The organism is Streptomyces sp. NPDC029296, assembly GCF_055569255.1.
This window is the reverse complement of the sequence record NZ_JBVHXT010000021.1, coordinates 42,616-59,127: the sequence shown is the minus strand read 5'-3', so window position 1 is coordinate 59,127 and position 16,512 is coordinate 42,616. Positions and strand designations below refer to the sequence as shown.

The 16,512-nt window shown below is 63.3% G+C and carries 15 protein-coding genes; 10 read left to right on the top strand and 5 right to left on the bottom strand.

All coding sequences use genetic code 11. The features are described 5' to 3' along the window. Positions 1 to 6: 6 nt before the first annotated feature. From ACZ4W9_RS19760 to ACZ4W9_RS19745, 4 genes are all read left to right on the top strand, one after another. Complete coding sequence (locus tag ACZ4W9_RS19760; RefSeq protein ID WP_467937402.1) at positions 7 to 1,704, top strand: recombinase family protein; 1,698 nt, start codon at positions 7 to 9, stop codon at positions 1,702 to 1,704. A gap of 958 nt (positions 1,705 to 2,662) precedes the next feature. Continuing rightward, positions 2,663 to 3,364 carry a hypothetical protein gene (locus ACZ4W9_RS19755; protein ID WP_467937400.1) on the top strand — a complete coding sequence of 234 codons (702 nt, stop codon included), beginning with the start codon at positions 2,663 to 2,665 and terminating at the stop codon, positions 3,362 to 3,364. A gap of 271 nt (positions 3,365 to 3,635) precedes the next feature. Then, a complete protein-coding gene (locus ACZ4W9_RS19750; protein WP_467937397.1) occupies positions 3,636 to 3,923 on the top strand; it encodes a hypothetical protein in 288 nt (95 codons plus the stop codon). Positions 3,924 to 3,936: 13 nt separating this feature from the next. After that, positions 3,937 to 4,416, top strand: coding sequence for a hypothetical protein (locus ACZ4W9_RS19745; RefSeq protein WP_467937395.1), 480 nt, complete (start codon positions 3,937 to 3,939; stop codon positions 4,414 to 4,416). 612 nt (positions 4,417 to 5,028) lie between these two features. On the opposite strand, the gene ACZ4W9_RS19740 is transcribed toward ACZ4W9_RS19745, so the two are convergent. After that, a complete protein-coding gene (locus ACZ4W9_RS19740) occupies positions 5,029 to 5,949 on the bottom strand; it encodes a hypothetical protein (protein ID WP_467937393.1) in 921 nt (306 codons plus the stop codon). A gap of 910 nt (positions 5,950 to 6,859) precedes the next feature. After that, positions 6,860 to 7,831: a helix-turn-helix domain-containing protein gene (locus tag ACZ4W9_RS19735; RefSeq protein WP_467937391.1), complete on the bottom strand. Its 972-nt coding sequence runs from the start codon at positions 7,829 to 7,831 to the stop codon at positions 6,860 to 6,862. 382 nt (positions 7,832 to 8,213) lie between these two features. On the opposite strand from ACZ4W9_RS19735, the gene ACZ4W9_RS19730 reads away from it, so the two are divergent. The 3 genes from ACZ4W9_RS19730 (at position 8,214) to ACZ4W9_RS19720 (ending at position 9,925) form a co-directional block, all read left to right on the top strand. Then, entirely contained in the window at positions 8,214 to 8,441 is a 228-nt protein-coding gene (locus ACZ4W9_RS19730; RefSeq protein ID WP_467937389.1) for a hypothetical protein, read from the top strand. 217 nt (positions 8,442 to 8,658) lie between these two features. After that, a complete protein-coding gene (locus tag ACZ4W9_RS19725; RefSeq protein WP_467937387.1) occupies positions 8,659 to 8,862 on the top strand; it encodes a hypothetical protein in 204 nt (67 codons plus the stop codon). Between the two features lie 163 nt (positions 8,863 to 9,025). Next, positions 9,026 to 9,925, top strand: coding sequence for a radical SAM/SPASM domain-containing protein (locus ACZ4W9_RS19720; RefSeq protein WP_467937385.1), 900 nt, complete (start codon positions 9,026 to 9,028; stop codon positions 9,923 to 9,925). 656 nt (positions 9,926 to 10,581) lie between these two features. On the opposite strand, the gene ACZ4W9_RS19715 is transcribed toward ACZ4W9_RS19720, so the two are convergent. Together ACZ4W9_RS19715 and ACZ4W9_RS19710 are read right to left on the bottom strand one after the other, a co-directional pair. Then, positions 10,582 to 11,190 carry a YdcF family protein gene (locus ACZ4W9_RS19715; RefSeq protein WP_467937383.1) on the bottom strand — a complete coding sequence of 203 codons (609 nt, stop codon included), beginning with the start codon at positions 11,188 to 11,190 and terminating at the stop codon, positions 10,582 to 10,584. A 25-nt stretch (positions 11,191 to 11,215) separates the two neighbouring features. Next, a complete protein-coding gene (locus ACZ4W9_RS19710; RefSeq protein ID WP_467937381.1) occupies positions 11,216 to 12,553 on the bottom strand; it encodes a hypothetical protein in 1,338 nt (445 codons plus the stop codon). Positions 12,554 to 12,970: 417 nt separating this feature from the next. On the opposite strand from ACZ4W9_RS19710, the gene ACZ4W9_RS19705 reads away from it, so the two are divergent. The 3 genes from ACZ4W9_RS19705 to ACZ4W9_RS19695 all read left to right on the top strand — a co-directional run bounded on the left by ACZ4W9_RS19705 (position 12,971) and on the right by ACZ4W9_RS19695 (position 15,272). Next, entirely contained in the window at positions 12,971 to 13,921 is a 951-nt protein-coding gene (locus ACZ4W9_RS19705; protein WP_467937379.1) for a radical SAM/SPASM domain-containing protein, read from the top strand. 27 nt (positions 13,922 to 13,948) lie between these two features. Further along, complete coding sequence (locus ACZ4W9_RS19700; RefSeq protein WP_467937377.1) at positions 13,949 to 14,296, top strand: hypothetical protein; 348 nt, start codon at positions 13,949 to 13,951, stop codon at positions 14,294 to 14,296. 370 nt (positions 14,297 to 14,666) lie between these two features. After that, positions 14,667 to 15,272: a protein kinase gene (locus tag ACZ4W9_RS19695; RefSeq protein WP_467937375.1), complete on the top strand. Its 606-nt coding sequence runs from the start codon at positions 14,667 to 14,669 to the stop codon at positions 15,270 to 15,272. A gap of 192 nt (positions 15,273 to 15,464) precedes the next feature. On the opposite strand, the gene ACZ4W9_RS19690 is transcribed toward ACZ4W9_RS19695, so the two are convergent. After that, a complete protein-coding gene (locus tag ACZ4W9_RS19690; protein ID WP_467937373.1) occupies positions 15,465 to 16,442 on the bottom strand; it encodes a GlxA family transcriptional regulator in 978 nt (325 codons plus the stop codon). Positions 16,443 to 16,512 lie beyond the last annotated feature (70 nt).

The following is a 16,512-nucleotide window of genomic DNA, read 5'->3' as shown; positions in this document are numbered from 1 at the left end:
AACCGCATGGACCGCGACGACCGCCCCGCGCTGCTGGCACTTGGTTTCAACGAAGCAGATCTGAAAGAGCTTGGTCTTTGGGAACCGGTAATCGGTGACCCTGCCTCGCTGGCAGAGATGTATGTCCGGCGCAGCAAGAAAAAGGACACACTCAGCTCCCTGCGGGAACAGGTTCGCCGAATGTGCGCTCACGCAGCGCACGAGGGAAAACGCATCCGGCACGTCTGGTTTGAGCAGAAGAGCGCCAGCAAGTCGTACGTCCGGCGAGAAGAGTTCGAAAAGGCGACGGCTGCAATCACTCACGCTGGGCTGTCCAAGACCCTGTACGTGTTCAAGACCAGTCGCCTTTCCCGTCGCGGTATGGGACAGGTTGGCCTGTTGCTGGACAAGTTCGAGGAGCGACAGGCAAGGATTTTCGTCGTCGCCGAAAATCTGGACTCCACCAAATCACGCATGGTGCTCGCCATCCTGAGCGAACAGGCACGCGAGCAGGCATCGGACATTGGCGATTTCACAAAGATCGGAATTGACGGCAACAAGGCTGACGGTCGCTGGACCGGGGGCGTCACTCCTTTCGGGCTCTACTCCCCCAAGGGTTCAGGCAAGCTCAAGCGCCAACCGCAGGAATACCCGATTGCCCGGCGCATCGCCGACTACTTGCTTCACCGCAAGACCCCAAATTGGATCGCTGACAAGCTGAACAGCGAGGAAATCAAAACTCGCCACGGAAAGAAGTGGACCGGCCCCGGAATCGTCAGCCTTGCTCACTCCGTCGCATGGGCGGGACTTGTGGTCAAGCGAGAGAAGATGCTCGATGAGCACGGCAACGAAACCGGCAAGTACCACAGGGGTGGGGCTCCTCTTCTGGACAAGCGCGGAAACCCGATTTCGTGCGGTGAGGGCGTGATCACCTTTGCCGAACACGTGAAGATTAGCAAAATCCTTGCTGAGCGGGCGCAGCCGGGAACCTCCATCGGCTCTCGCAAGCGCGGTAAGCGAGAAACGGTGGCGCTCCTCTCCGGACTCCTCAAGTGCGCGCGATGCGGTGGCCCTATGGCGAATGGCGGAGTCAACTACCGGTGCTATGCACGGCAGGTCGAGGGAGCGTCTTCCTGCCAGGGAGTTTCCACGGAACGCAATCGCGTAGATGAGGCAGTAACAAACCTGTGGGTCAATCACATACTTGCACTGTCCCCTCACTCTCCAACCATTCTCGCCATCGCACGCGAGTGGCTGTCCTACCAAGACCCGGAAAAGGAGGCACGCAAGGCTCACGTAAACGCTGCGCTTGAGTCGGCGGTAGGCCGCGAAATACAGCTCCGGAAAGAGCGGTTCATCCTCAACCGTATGGACGAGGCCACCTATGAGTATTTGTGGCGAGAACTTAACGGGCAGATAGACAGCCTCAAGGCAGAACTTGAGGAGCTGTCTCGGGAGGCCGATATTTCCCCGTTGATGAATCCGGAAACACTCATCGGCATTTGGGAAGGTGCTGGCATCGGCGGACAGCGCGCTTTGCTGCGGGCAGCGCTGAACGGGATCACGCTGCTGCCGTCCAAGTACCGGGGCGACCGAACTCCGATCCTTGAGCGGCTTGTGCCCGATTGGAAGGACAAAAAGAACGGACGCGGCAGCGAGGAATATGAGTTGGCCTTCGCCAGCGCACAGCACAGCAGCCCGTTTGCTGGCCAAGAGGCAGCGTGAAGATGCAGGACTTTCGCACGGCTGAATACCGAGCCCTCTCGCAGCGCTGGAACGCCCTGAGCGCCCGACTGACGACCGGTGGCGAGTCGGCCTATATCCGGGAGCGACTGAGGCGCACAGAGGCTCTGATAACCGCGCTCCTCGGCTTCCCTGAGGCCCTGTCTCTCTGACCCTTCCGGCCCCGGCCCCCTGTCCCTCAGCAATGAGCGGCGGGGGGCTTTCTTTGTGCCCCCAGACGGCCTTACGGCACTACGAGCGGCCACCGGTCCGTACTGGACGTTCCCAAGCCTCTGAGAGCCCGTCTGCGGCCGTACGCGGAGCCGGGCCCACGCTCCCCACCACGTGGACGGCTCAGGCTCGTAGCGAGGAACGAGCGCGTTCCCCGCAGCACGGACCGTGCCGACGGTGGCAGACATGACGACGCATGACGAACAGCAAAGGGGAGGCAAGGTTCCGTCATGCCCTCCATAAGCCTCTGACCAGCGGAAACTCTCTAGAGCATGACGATATGATGAATATGGCGCTAAATCTCAATCCCCCTATACAGCCGCTCTCTCCCTCTGCTGTAGGCGTGATTGCGCCCCGGTGTCATTTCGTCATGTGCGTCATATTCGCAGGTCAGAAGGGGTCTTCCCTCGCGCTGCTCGTCATGCCTCTGCTACCCGGAAGCCGGCTCGGTAACGGTGGGATAACAAATTCGCTCGACAGTCTTAGAATCGCCGAAATCCGAAACCCTTGCGCTCTAGTACAAGTAGGGGACACCGCTGGTTGTTCCTCACGGCGGACGACACCACTCTAGTTCGCTCGCTAGACCCCCGTTCCGCGCGTCGGTAACAAACGCGCGTGACAAGGCCCTATCTGGGTTGACTCGCACATCCGGTCGTGGTGTCCCGATGTGCGAGTCCCCCGGATAGGGCCTTGTTTTATTTTCTGACACCACACCGAATGGACTCCGCTCATGAGCGCTCAGTATGAGTACGCCCGTGTTCACCGGGATGTGGTCTTGTGCCACGGTAAGGCAAATGTCAATGCCTGCAAGTTCTGCGGGGGCACGGCCACGGATTGGGCTTACACCTGGCAAGACCCCAATCAGCGTGAGGCAGACGGATTGGTTTGGTCGGAGAGCACGGCTTATTACATTCCTCTGTGTCGCAGGGATCACCGTCTCTTTGATGCCGCTTACCGTCGTGTCGGTCTCTCTGGTCTTGACGCTGCGGTAGAGCGGATAAAGGCGCAGGCTTGGGCTCGCCTCACGGACGAACGTCGAGAGGTTGAGGCTCAGCAGCGCGCCCGGCAATTCGAAATCAATGAGGCCGTAATTGCGGCGCAGGAAGCTGAGCAGTTCGCCAAGCATCAGGCTCGCCAGGCTCGAATCCTCAAGGAGCAGGCCGACCGAAAGAAGCGTGAGGCTGAGCGTGCTATGACCCGTGAGAGTGTCTTTCACGGGTTCTTCCCCGGTGTGCTGATTCCGGCTGCCGAGGATGCACGCATGTTGGGTGATGAAGCATTCCGCCTGTACGCAAACTGGTGCGAGCGGGAGGAGATTCCTCGCCGGTATCGAATGGGCCGCATCAACTTCTATCAAGCCCTTGACTGTATGGGCGTGAGCCGCAAGAAAACCATGCAGGGAATCACCTTGTTCGGGATTGTGGCTGCCTGAGCAGATAGGGAAAGCTGAGGCGATTCCGGACCCCGAGCCGGCCGACCCCCTTTCCCTCCCCCGTGAGTGAATCCCGAAAAAGCACTGCTAAGAGGAATCATGCCCCCTGAGGTCATCACAGCGCGTGTAGCGCTGAACATCATCGCTACACACACAACCGTGCCGAAGGACGAAATGCAGCGAGGAACGCTGCTGCGCTCATTCGACGTCCTATCTCGGCTCGCCGAGCAGCACCCGACTTCAAATGAACCTGCACAGTAAGGGATCTTCAATGACCACTGACAACCTTGACATTACTGGCCTGACTCAGGAATCCCTTGAGCGTGTTCTACGTTCTCGCGCTAACGCGTGGCGGCACAGTTCGGAGATGGAAAAGGCTGCGGAGCTTGTTGCGAACGGGGAGCAGCTCAGCCCCTCGGCTCGTATGGCCTTGGGTTTTTATCAGGACGCCAAAAAGGCTGCCGCTGCTACGGGCCGTGATGTTTCCGCTCCGGTGAACTCCAGCGGCGACGACAAGCTGGCGGCTGCGTACCGCACGCTTTCCACCCCGGCTAACTGAGAGGGTCTTACCGATGACTGACGCGAAGCTACAGAAGGCGCGTGCGGCTGCTGCAAAGGCTGCGGAGGAGCTGGCTGCCCTTGAGGCTGTCGAAGCAGAAAAGGCCGCTCAGGATGCGAATGAGCGGCACAAGCGGGAAACTAAGCACGCTCATGACGTCCTGAACTCATGGCGTGCCGATGATGAGGCAAACAGCAAGGCTGAGCGGATCGCCAAGGCTAAGTTCCTTGAAATGATCTCTCAGGAGCCTTGGTTCATAGCGTTTGCCGAATACCGCGCGCACAGATACAAGAGGGGCCACATTCTCAACGCAGCACAGAATGCGCAGGGCCTCTTGGGTCAGACGATCACCATTCCGGAGAATCGGCTATATGACGCCTCTCTAGCGGATGACATTGTTGAGGCCGCCGAAGATCGTGCGCGCGACATCGCCGCTGACTTCGCGGATGAGCTGGAGGCTAAGCGCGACGCCTACGTGAATGGGGGGCAGTAAGAAATGACGACCACTTCTGATAATCTGCTTGATCCTGGCATTGATGACACCTATCCGAATTGGCCGCGCGACGCGGGTGGTAACCCCGTGCAGCCGGTGGACGCGAACAGTAATCCCATTCGCTACGCACGAGGGATAACAGGAGAGCTGTACAACATCCTTCCTGCGTCGGCTCACTGCCTAGACCACGGTCGCCCTGCACTGCTTGCCATTCCCAAGCTGGAGCCCTAATGCCGTACGATGCGCTAGACCCTGGCTCGAATGGCGATTACCCGCACTTCCCTCGTCTGCCGAATGGTTCCCCGGCGTGGTCGGATTCCGTACCGGCTGACTACACCGGACCGGTAATGCGACGAGGCACGGAATACCTGACCACTTCAAGCGGCAAGCGGGTTGGATTCGACCTGACGCCTCGTGACGCTGCGGGAAACCCGATTAATCCCCCGGTGATCCCGCCTGCGTAGCCCTTCCTGGCCGTGCCATTTGGACCTCCCCTGCCAACGGCACGGCCTGTTCGCTGCCGCAAGATGCCACCCCGAGCCGGCGAACCCCTACAGCCCCCCTGACCTGCGAGTATGGCGCACTGTTGCTTCACCGGTGCGTGTGCTGGCGCTATGGAGTCAGTGTGTCCAGCGCGTACATTGGCTCGGTCGGCCAGGGCACGATCTTGCCATTCATGGACAATGGAACCGCGCCATCGTCACCGCGCAATCCGGAAATTGACTCCGCCAACTGTTCGAGGCTCCTGGTGCCCCACAAATCAGGGAGGAACACTGTGTATGGGCCGATTTTTACGACCACGCTGCTCAGATCCTGCGGTTCTTCGACAATCATTATTTGTCGAGTGTCGGCATCATGGCTTGGGTTAAAGCCGATGATTGACGGCAAGGTGGCAGTTGAGCCCGGCTTGATCTGTTCTCGTATGGGGTTCAAAGCTGGCTGGAGAATGTAGCTCCAGCCCAAGGCTGAGAATGCAGCCAAGTAGGCGGAGCGCACCCATGAGATATCGGCAAGCCTTGACGAGAATCGCTCTTTGATCGTGAACTTGAATCCCGCTGTTTCATGACCCTCGGATGCGGCGCGCAATTCCTTCTCATGAGCGTCGAGCACTGCGGGATGGTTTTGCTTGGGTACGCCTTGCAGGAACCAGCTATTCCCCGTGCTCTGAACCTCCCCGTTGACCAGAATGCCCCCAGCTTCAAAGACAGCACGCATAGGCCGCTTTGTACCCTTGCCTGTCATCAAGTTGTGAAACTCTGCACGCCTCTGTGCGTGAGAGTCGAAGTCACGTCCCGCATCATTGTTGCAGCGCTTGCAGGTGAGCAGTATTCCCTTTCCTCCAAGCGCTTCCGGCGGCACGTGCTCAACAGTCAAGATTTGCGCGGCCACCGCTTCAAACGGGAAGGCATACAGACAGCACGGGCATGCATAGTAGGGATCATCGGTGGGAAGCCGATCAGCGATCCCCATTCGGCCCATTACCCGCCGGAACAGCGGTGCTCCCTCGCTGAACCATCGCTCTCGCTTGTCCATGTGCCGAGTATGCCTGCCAGCGGTGCCCCGTGTGAGGGATTTTCCGGTACTAGCAGAGAGCGCGAATGCCACCCCTGGGGGGCGACTCCCCTCCCTCTGCGACCCAGAGCGGCAGGGAGGGAAAAGGGCGTGATGGATGATTAGACCGTTCTTGTGGGACAAACCTTGGTACATAACCGACTCTTCGAGAGGAACACATGCTCATTCTTGATCACGAATTCCGCGCTGAGCTTGCCTCGTATGCGGAGCGGATAGTAGCTGCCGAGCGCAGGGGCCGCGAAAGGGAACGTCAGCTAGCGCGTGACCGTATTGCAGCTGGACTCCCCGCCCAGTTCGTGGCTTACGGACAGTCCCCGGCTCGTGCTATGGCGCGTGTCCGTGATGCTGGCCTGCCTGCCCACATCACGCGGGAGTATCAGACGGCAATTACCCGCCCTGAGGAAAGTTAGCTACCTTCCCTTCTTCTTCACGCCCTGGCCAGTGTGTGGCCGGGGCTTTCTGCTTGCCTGAGAGTATCTATGACGACCATTTACAGGGAGCGTGTTGCGGCGTTCCTGCTGCTTTCCGATGAGGAGCTAGCGCGCCCGCTGTGGGAGATAGACCCTGCCGAGCGAACGGCATTTTTGGCTGCACGCTCTCGCAGGCGCTTTGCCTGGTGCGCCTCTGATGAAGTTTTCCGTATCTCCGAGCATGACGAGCGTGTGACCGATTGGGCTGAGACTGACTGAATAGACCCATCGGAACCGTGTGACTGAGCCCCGTATCCGCTGCCTTTCATCAGGTAGCCGATACGGGGCTTTCTGCGTTTCTGATGGCCACCTTCGAAACCAAGGGTGACCCGCTCGCCGGCTCGGGGGTGGCGGATGCGTGCTGCCCAGTGAGCCCAAGGGTTCTGGGCACCCTTCGATTCTTAGGCGGCTTCCACTGCCCGCCGTAGCGCGTCCTTGTGCTCCCACGTCCAAGGAGCGTCTTTGAGTTCGTCCGGCAGGCCAGCGAGACCGGCCCTTAGATGGTCAGCCGCCTCGCTGTATCGCCCCAACGCGAGGGTGCAAATGCCCATGTTCAGCCGGTTGAAGTTGGGAGTAAGCCAATACGCGGTCTCGGGCGGAGGGAGTTTCGCGGCCTTGTCCATGAGCTTTTCGGCATCTTCCACCATGCGCAATGCTGCGTCCGCCTCACCCATTTCAGCGAGTCCACCCGCCGCCTGGAGGTAGTCTCCGATCCGTTGTGCGGGGTGTGCGCCGGGGGTATTCGCTGCTGCCCCGAACCAGCGGGCGATTCCTTGAGGTCGCCCCTGCTGCCGCGCAATGTAACCCTTGAAATTGAGTGCCTGCGCAGCGAGAGTGCCATTTCCGGTTTCGTCGGCGAGTTCCACAGCTTCATTGAGCAGCGGTACCGCCTCCCCAAATTGGCGAGTTTGCGCGAACAGCCATCCTGAAAACTGCACCCACTCTGACGCTACGTCAGCTAGTCGGTCACGGTGCGGGCCGCGCGCTTCCTTGAGCATGCGAGTAACTTCCCGCATTTGAGCCATCGTTGCCGGAATTACGGTGCGCGGCTCTGTCGTATCGTCCAGCCGCCGGTAAGCGGCCAGTACGCCAGCGAGAGCGTCAACGGTCCCTCCGTCCAGTCGGGAAGGGTTCTCCGCGCTGCGGGCGACCCTAGACGCGTCGTCTTCATCCAAAACCGTTCCGGCCAGTGCGCCACCGGAGCCCGTGAGGGAATCCAGCGCGTGGGCGAGCTTTTTCGACGGGCGCTGTTTTCCGTTCAGCACGCGCGAGAGGTACGCCAGGTCGTAGTGCATTTCCCGTGCGGCAGCCTTCATCGAGTATCCGGCGTCGCGCAGTGCCCGGCGGGCAAGATCGGAAAAGTCGTCACGCATCGTGAACCTCTGAGGGTTGACCGGCTGTGCTTCCAGATTAGTCAACCCTGGTCAACTCCCGCGTAGTCCCTGGACGTCGAAACATAGGCAGACGCAAGTACCCCCGCGACGGGCGAACGTCCGGGGGCGTGGCCATCAACCCCGGGAGGTTGACGACAGTGCCTAAAGCTACAGCCAGACGCTTCGAAAGGGACCAGCGGGCGGGAGCGGGTACCAGCGCGCTGCGAGGCGAGTACACGACGTACGCACCCAAGGGTGAGAAGTGCCGCAGGTGCCACAAGCCGTTCGGCAGTCTGGAGCGTGTCCGGCGAGTGCAGCCGTCCGGCGAGGAACCGACCGGCCGACCGTACGCCTGTGTCGAGTGCCCGCCGGGAGGTGCCGAGTGACGGAACTACCGCCCCACTTCCCCAAGTTCCAGCGCAAGCGAGACGGCAAGTCCTACTGGTTCACGTTCTCGCCCTTTCCCGTGCTGCTGATCAAGAGCGTGTACGGGGACCGCGCGGCCGACATGAAAGAGCGGCTCGAAGCCCCCACGCTGCCCGAGCTGGCGGAGCTGGCACAGGAACAGGTGAAGCTGTACGGGCACCTGGTCCAGGGGTACGTGCTGTGACGGTCCCTCAGAAGCGCCAGAACGCCCGTCAGAGCGCGTTACCGGACCCGGAGCTAGTCAGCCTCCCGGACGGGCCCGTAGACCCGCAGACGGCCATACAACCCGACTGGTGGGTGTCCTACGGCGGGGTCCGTGACGGGGCATCCGGCGTGATCGCGTTCCCGCCCCACGCGCTGTGTGTGGACCGGCCGTGCATCCGGTGCCGAGAGGGGGCGTAGTGACCCTCACCCGTGAGTGGATCGGCTGCAAGGTCACGGATGGCCAGCGCGTCGGCATCCTGAAGGAAATCATCAAAGATTGGGAAGACCCGTCGGTATTACCGCCCAAGCGCCGAAAGCGGCCGATGGCATTCGTCCGCTCCGACAACGGGCACGAGTGGATGGCCCCGCCCTCGGACCTGTGTCCGCTCACCGACCGGTGAGACGGCTACGCAGTCTCCTGGTCGTGCTGGCTGAGCTGGTATGGGCGACTGTTGTTGCCCTGGTAGTCGCCCGAGGATGGGGCGCTTAGATCGCTTTCCGGCAGCCCCCCGGGGGATTTTGCCGGGGGTCCTGGAAGTCCCTCAACCTGAAAGGTGGTACGGGATGCCTCTTGCCGAAAACCCGCTGCGGTTCGCGTGGTTGGAGGTCACCGGACTGTGTAACGAGAGCTGCGATCACTGCTACGCGGACTCGTCGCCAAAGGGTGACCACGGCACCATGACTGTCCGGGACTGGGTGCGTGTCATTTCACAACTCGCCGACATTGGCACGCTGGACGTTCAGTTCATCGGCGGGGAGCCGACCCTTTACCCCTACCTCCCCGCGCTGATCAGGTACGCGCATGCGTCCGGACTGGCCGTCGAGGTCTTCTCCAACATGACCCACATCCGGGCGGAACTGTGGGACGTGTTCGGCGAATGCGGGGTGAAACTCGCTACGTCGTACTACTCCGACAGCGCCGAGGATCACGACGCCGTGACCAAGCTGCGCGGCTCCCACAAGCGCACCCGCGCCAACATCGAAAAGGCACTGGCTCTGGGTATCCCGCTGCGGGGCGGAGTCGTCGGCGTCCGGCCGGAACAGCGAGTCCGCGAGGCGGCACAGGATCTTCTGAGCCTCGGTGTGGAACAGGTCGGCGGCGACCGTACGCGGGCATTCGGCCGGGGAAGCAAGGGAGCCGCACCGACCATCGCTGATCTGTGTGGGCACTGCGGACACGAGAAATGTGCCATCGGCCCGACCGGTGACGTGTGGCCGTGCGTGCTTGGCCGGTTCCTCAAGATCGGCAATGCGCAGGAATCCGCGCTGGCCGAAATCTGGGGCGGGCTGCGCATGGGGGAGGTACTCGCCGATATCCGCGCGGTTCACGGTGACGGGGTGCAGTCCTGCACGCCCCCGCAATTCCTTCCCATGTGCGGACCGTGCTCCCCGTGCGTTCCCTCGGTCGGGCACTGCGACCCCAAGGAAGCCGACAACGCCGCTACCATCGGCGCACCGGCCTAACCGCTGCAATCACCAGGGAGCGCACACATGGACGATCACGGGGACGACTTCGGCCCGTGGGGGTGGGAGAGCGACAGCGACACCATTCAGCGGACCGAGGACGAATGGTTGACCATCGCTCGATACGTCCGGCATGCAGCGAACAAGCTGGGGCCGGAACTCCCGCTGTGTCTCCCTGGTGAACCGCAGGAATGCGGGCGGACGGCTCAACAGCACGTAATCGCGTGGGCCGCTCACCTCAAGGCCGTCTCCCATCATCTAGTCGAACAGGCCACGCCCAGTGAGGCCAGGGGTGCTCACGCTGTCGGTCCCCTGTACCAGCGGCGGCTGGCTGCTCTGCGCGCCGAGTCCGCTCCGGCGCACAGCCCTCGCTGACCGGCTGCGCTGCCCCCCTGACTGCCCCGTCCGTGCGTCCGTCCCCCGTGGCGCATGGGCGGGGCTTCCCTCGTTCATCTGCCCTGGTCAACAGCCCTGCGGTAACCTGTGGTTCCGTTGGTTCACGGGCAGGCGATGTCGCTCCAGATCTCGACGCGCATGTCTTCGGCTCTCTCTCCAGGTCGTACGGTACGGCCGCGGCGGATCTCCCCGGGCCGGGTACGTGAACATTCAAACAGGGCGGGGTATTCCCGGCCGCCCGGATCGAGGCCCGCGTCAGGTCAGCTCTGCCAGGCTCCACCGATAAGAGTCACGTCCCTGAAACTTCCCTCGGAGACCCGCCGGGGAACTTCTTCCCATTCACGGAGCACTCGCCGCTTTCCATCAGGAATATCAAGCCAATCAGTGCGACTGACCACCCGGCCCGCGTAAACCGGCTCCCAGGACATCGCATAAAAGGGTCCGATGTCGGGGACCACTGTCGCCAGGCAATGGAGAGTTCGGCGGTGGAACCACTTACTGACCGCGGTGACCTTCAATCCCGATTCCAGCGCCTCCCGCACATAAGGGCGAGAGAACTCCACATTCTGCCAGGTATTGGCTGCCCGATCTTCGCACCGGATGACGCCGTCAGGGACTCCGTGTTCGATGAGAAGCTCACGGAACATGCGAGCCTCCACGATTCCTGTGTGCCGGTTGACCCCTCCGCTTACGATGATCAGCGGTGCAAGCCCTTTGTGATATTGCCGTGCTGTGATTTCGACCGGCCGAGTCTGGCTGGTTCCGAACAGGAAGTGAGCGGTTGGCTCGTCCTGCGGCGGTGGCGCCTCGATGTCCACGAAATCCACGATGTCACGGATCTGCTCCACACCGGGATCGACAGCACTCATTGCACCCCTCCAGTCAAGTGAATGGCTAGATTGTATTTCCCATTAACCGGCCGACAACTTCCTGATATCGAGATCGGTACTCCTCCACCAGACCAGCGTTGGGGAAGTGACGTTCGAGCACACGGCTGAGCTTTCCGGCAAGAGTCACGGTCGGCCATGCCGGACGACTTCCCGCAAGCGCGTCATGGCCAGCGGACACGGCTTCATCGAGGTTTCCGGATCCTGCTTGCGCAAGCCCCAGAATCAGCAGGGCCCGGGCATAACTGGATGGATGCTCACCGCGCTGCCGCGCTTCGGGCCGATAGATCGTTTTCAGTACGCGGTTCGTGGCAGTCACTGCCTCTTGATGCCGCCCCAACAGCATCAACGATGTGGCGGTGTACGGCGGGTCTTCTCCGGGGGAGATCGAGAACGCGCCTACAACAGCCACGTCGTGAGGCAGTCCAGCCATTTCCTTCGACGCATAGCGCCTTGCTGTTTCCGTACGATCGGCGTCGCCGGTCATCGCCGCTGCCCGCATTTCCTGGGTGGCTAGCTTCGCATGAACCAGAGTCCCCGATGTGGTGATGCCCTGCCCCTGCTCAGCGAGCATCACGGACTGGTGAGGTCGCCCCTGATAGAAAGCAATCAGCGACTTCGTAAGAACAGCCCACCCCGACAGTTCCGGATGTCCGACTTCTTGACTTCGCCGTTCGGCGTCACTGCACCAGACATGTGCTGCCGCATGCGACCCCATGTCACACGCGGCAACGCCCAGCAGACACGAAAGCCAGCCGACGGATAGCGCAACTTCTTTCCGGTGACCACCGGGCAAAGAGGCACCGAGAAAAGTATTCGCATAGTTCCTGACGGTGAGCAGTTCCTCATAGACATCTGCCGGCGGCATGGAGCAGATCGCCAGAGCGTAGTGTCCGATGAGCTCACCGAGAACGACAGGCAACGCGTCGGCGCTGTCATTGCTCATTACTTCGAGGGCCTGAATTACACGCTTTCCCCGGTTGAACTGTGGGGTGGAGTCCGGCAGGGCGACATCCGAATGAGTGGAGTCGCTGCTGCTTTCCCATGGACGCGCAGGCAGCCCGAGCATCTCCCCTGGGATGCCGAGCCCGTCCGCTACACGTTCGATGACTTCCCGCCCCCGGATTCCCCGGACACCACGAATGATGTCGCTGACCCGGGAACTGGTCATCTTCCCGACAGCCGCCGCCATCACGGCATGACTTGATCCAGTACGGCGATTGACGAGCCGGAAGATTTCTTGGAAGTCGCGGGCGGCACAGGCTTGTCGCATGGCTGCGCTGTTGAGGAGCGTGTCAGGAATCGTCAACGCATATCCGCTCCGCCGAGCCGCGCGGTCATCCATGGAGCCACCTGCCAAGGACCGAAGTGATCTCCCTCCAGCCTAGCCTCAGGACTCCCACGGAGAACCCCGAACGAGTCGGAACGGGGGTCCCCAAAGGGGCATGTGGGGTTCCCCGTTGGCTGTTCCGTGCGGAGCCGGGCGCGGTGGAAGCTCTCCAGACGGCAAAGACCCCGCGACGGGCGAACGTCCGGGGCGTGGCCATCGACACCGTGGAGGTTGACCAGTGACCCAAGCCGCAGGCAGGCACCCGGTAAGTCGCCGGGAGGCAGAGGCTGACACCAGCGCGCTCCGGCGCGAGTACACGACGTACGCACCCAAGGGTGAGAGGTGCCGCAGGTGCCACAAGCCATTCGGCGGTCTGGAACCGGTCCGGCGGGTGCAGCCGTCCGGCGAGGAGCCCAACGGCCGGCTGTACACATGCGTCAGGTGCCCGGCATGACGGTCCGGGGCCGGCGAGAGGTGAACGAGGTGTCCCTTGCCGAAAACTCGCTGAGGTTCGCGTGGTTGGAGGTCACCGGACTGTGCAACGAGAACTGCGATCACTGCTACGCGGACTCGTCCCCGAGGGGTGATCACGGCACCATGACCGTTCGGGACTGGGTACGCGTCATTTCGCAACTCTCCGACATGGGAACACGGGACGTTCAGTTCATCGGCGGAGAACCGGCCCTGCACCCCTACCTCCCCGCGCTCATCAGGTACGCGCACGCGTCCGGGCTGAGCATCGAGGTCTTCTCGAACATGACCCACATCAGGGCGGAACTGTGGGACGTGTTCGGCGAATGCGGTGTCAGGCTCGCCACCTCGTACTACTCCGACAGCGCGGAGGATCACGAGGCCGTCACCAAGCTGCGCGGCTCCCACAAGCGGACGCGCGAGAACATCGCAAAGGCACTGTGCCTCGGTATTCCGCTGCGAGGAGGAGTCGTCGCCGTGCGGCCGGAGCAGCGAGTCCGAGAAGCGACGCGAGACCTTCTGTCCCTGGGGGTGGAACAGGTCGGCAGAGACCGTACGCGGGCATTCGGCCGAGGCAGCAAGGGGGCGGCGCCGGCCATCACCGATCTGTGCGGGCACTGTGGGCACGACAAATGTGCCATCGGCCCGACCGGCGACGTGTGGCCGTGCGTGCTGGGAAGGTTCCTCAAGGTGGGGAACGTCCGGGAAGCCCCCTTGTCCGAGATCTGGGGCGGGCTGCGCTGGGGAGAAGTACTCGCCGATATCCGCGCGGTGCACGGTGAAGGAGTCCAGTCGTGCACTCCTCCGCAATTCCTGCCGATGTGCGGGCCGTGCTCGCCGTGCGTTCCCTCGGTCGGGCACTGTGATCCCAAGGAAGCGGACAGTGCCGCTACCATCGGCCCACCGGTCTGACCCGCTTCGCTGTCAAGGAGCGTACGCATGGACGATCACGGGGACGGCTTCGGCCCGTGGGGGTGGGAGAGCGAAAGCAACGCCGTTCAGCGGACCGAGGACGAGTGGCTGACCATCGCGCGGTACGTGCGGCACGCGGCCAACAAGCTGGGGCCGGAACTCCCGCTGTGCCTTCCCGGCGAGCCCCGGGAATGTGGGCGGACGGCACAACAGCATGTGCTGGCGTGGGCCGCACACCTCAAGGCTGTCGCCCATCATCTGATCGAACAGGCCACGCCCAGTGAGGCCAGGGGTGCTCACGCTGTCGGTCCCCTGTACCAACGGCGACTGGCTGCTCTTCGCGCCGAGTCCGCTCCGGCGCACACGACTCGCTGACCGGCCCACTCCCATTGTTCCTTTGATGCGCTTACGGCGTGATCGACGGTGGAGGTTCGGGGCGGTGCCATGTGGCTGAGGGCGGCTGAGGGCTCAGGATGTTGACCTCACTGGTGGTCCGGCCGCCGATGAACCCCGGTCCTTTCGTGTTCTCCGAGGAACTGAGCGGCATATGAGCGCAGATAGTCCAGAGTTAGAGATCCTTCCGTTCATCCGGCGGCACACGGGGGAGGTGAGCAGCATCCGGCGGACCGATCGGGGATTCAGCTCGGACCTGACCGCCCTTGTCGACTGTGAGAAGGGAGCGTTCTTCGTCAAGGCGGTCCGCAACCGTGCGGGGGGACGGCGTACGTCGTTGATCCGGGAACAGATGATCAATGACTACACGAGCCCGATCGCGCCGCCCCTGCTCTGGGAGGTCGAAGACGACTGGCTGATCCTGGGGTTCGAGGCGGTACCGGCCCGGACGGCGAATCTCGCGCCCGGCTCCCCGGACGTGCCGAAGGTGGTCGATCTCGTCTGCCGGATCGGGGAGCTGCCCCTCCCCCCGGTCGCCGAGCACTGGACCGAGACCCGGTGGGACCGCTTCACCGCAGACCCCGCCGAGGCATCGTTGTTCCGGGGTGACTCCCTGCTGCACACGGACATCAACCCGAGCAACTTCCTGATCGGCTCCACACGGGACTGGGTCGTGGACTGGGCATGGCCGACCAGGGGCGCGGGATTCATCGATGTCGCCCTCCTGGTCGTGCAGCTCATCGCGGCCGGCCACGATCCAGGCCACGCCGAACGGTGCGCCACGCAGTGCCCCGCATGGCACCAGGCACAGCCCGGGGCAGTGGACGCCTTCGCGGCGGCCAGCCTGCGCATGCACCGGACCTACGCGCAGCGCAACCCTGAGGCCGAGTGGCTGAACGCCATGGTCTCCGCCTGCCAGGCATGGACAGATCATCGCGGAATCGTCGTCAGCTGTTGAGTTCGGCGGCGACGGCATCGATGTGTGCACGGCTGTGCCGGGACGGATCGGTGCCCTTGGGGCACGTGCCCGGGCGTGCGCGGCGCGCGGCCGGTACTGACCGTTCACGGGGTGCCGGTCGCGGAGGGATCTCCCGGCTGATGGTGGACGGGCTGCGGTCCGGCTCGGCCGTGGTGGTCCGGAGGGTCGCCCTCAGGCCACGGCGGGCGTGCCGGATCCGGTCGGGTTTCCGTGCCGGCTGAACTGGGCCCGGTACGCGCTCGGGGTGAGGCCGGTGCGGCGGACCAGGTGGGCGCGCAGCGAGTCGGCGGTGCCCAGGCCGCAGGCGGCGGCCACCTGGTCCATGGGCAGCCGGGTGGTCTCCAGCAGTTCCTTGGCCCGCTCGATGCGCTGGTGCAGCAGCCACTGGAGCGGGCTGACCCCGCTCTCGGCCTGGAAGCGGCGGGTGAGGGTGCGCACGGAGACACCGGCGTGCCGGGCCAGGTCGGTCAGGGTGAGCGGCTTGTCCAGGTTGCGCATCGCCCAGCCGCGGGTGTCGGCGCAGGCGGTGCCGCGCTCGGGCGGCAGCGGGGTCTGGGTGAACTGGGTCTGGCCACCGGGCCGGACCGGGGCGACCAGGGCGAGCCGGGCGACCTCGTTGGCGATGGCGGCGCCGTAGTCGGTGCGGACGATGTGCAGGCACAGGTCGATGCCGGCGGCGTAGCCGGAGGCGGTCAGGAACGGGCCGTCCTGGACGAACAGGACGTCGCCCTGGAGGTCGATGTCGGGGTGGCGGCGGCGCAGCTCCCCGGCCTGCGCCCAGTAGGTGGTGGCCTTGCGGCCCTTGAGCAGGCCGGCCTCGGCGAGCGAGAAGGCGCCGGAGCAGATGGAGGCGATGCGCTTGCCCTCCCCGGCGGCTGTGCGCAGTGCCTCGACCACCCGCGGGTCCGGGGACAGGGGCCGGCCGGTGCCCGCGACGATCACGGTGTGCGCCTCCCGCAGCGCCTCCAGGCCCCGGGGCACGTACAGGTCCAGCGTGCCGGTGGTGGGCATGGGGCCGGGTTCGGGCGCGCAGATCACCACCTCGTAGCCCGGCTCCCCGTCGACCCGCACCTTGTCGAAGAGCAGCTCGGGGATGGCGAGGTTGAACATCGACACGGGCGGGGACGCGACGACGGCGACACGCAGCATGGCCAGAACCTCCGGATGCATGGCATTCAGGCCGCTACTGTACGGCGGGAAAGATCAGCACCATGGCGGC